General features: G+C 59.4%; 1 pseudogene. It reads left to right on the forward strand.

Going from position 1 to position 461, the window contains the following annotated elements:
- A pseudogene (locus QN224_RS33645) lies at nucleotides 1–190 on the forward strand (IS110 family transposase); the annotation flags it as partial.
- Nucleotides 191–461 lie beyond the last annotated feature (271 nt).

Consider the following 461-nt stretch of genomic DNA (forward strand, 5'->3'; position numbering starts at 1 on the left):
AACTGCTATTCTTCAGCACGTCAGAGCAGGTCGAAGCAGACATGCTTCTCGATGGCTCACCGAACTCCTCCAACGGAAAAAACCGAAACTGGTTGCGGTCGCGCTCGCCAACAAGAATGCGAGGATCGTCTGGTCGATGCTCTCGGGTAATGCGGCCTATCAACCGGACCTGTCGGTGAAAGCAGCCTGACGGTCCCGTCGAGAGCGAGAAGGAGGTCCCACCTCGGCAATTGCAGCAAAATGGCAGGAGATGGCGAAACGGTCACCCCGTCGCTTCCCGAACCTGGTGTGTGGACCGGCACGGCTTCGGCCGATGTCTGGGGGCCGTTGAGGTGGAAGCGGGCGAAAACCCATCGAGGCTCGCGGCGCTGAACATCGAGCCGCATGAAGAAGCCGGATATACGTCAGCAGTTGTGACCATCAACCGGATTCAGCCAACCTGTTGCAATCGGGCGGGGTCC

Origin of the sequence: Sinorhizobium sp. 7-81 (genome assembly GCF_030124405.1) — a bacterium.
Taxonomy (GTDB): Bacteria; Pseudomonadota; Alphaproteobacteria; order Rhizobiales; family Rhizobiaceae; genus Sinorhizobium; species Sinorhizobium psoraleae.